A 335-nucleotide genomic window follows, 5' to 3' on the forward strand; every position below is an offset into this window, starting at 1 on the left:
GAGCGCCCCGTCTCCGGCAAGCTACCCGTCGACCTCCCGCCTCTCTACAAGCAGGGCGACGGACTGACGCTCGGCAAGTAATCCTCCATATACACAAGGAGCGCCCCTGATGATCGGCCGATCATCAGGGGCGCTTCTCTATTTGTCTGATAAACGCACCATAGGACCAAAGACGTCCACACTTCCAAAGTACATCAGGCACAGGATGTAACACATCCGATGCCTGCCGTCATTCCCCGAGGTGGAGCAATGTCTTAGCAATGTCACTCACATTATCAATGACAAGCGAATTACGATGCGCTCAGTGTTGTCTCTTATTCCCTAAACTGATCAAT

Source organism: Porphyromonas sp. HMSC065F10 (genome assembly GCF_001808555.1).
Classification (GTDB): domain Bacteria; phylum Bacteroidota; class Bacteroidia; order Bacteroidales; family Porphyromonadaceae; genus Porphyromonas_A.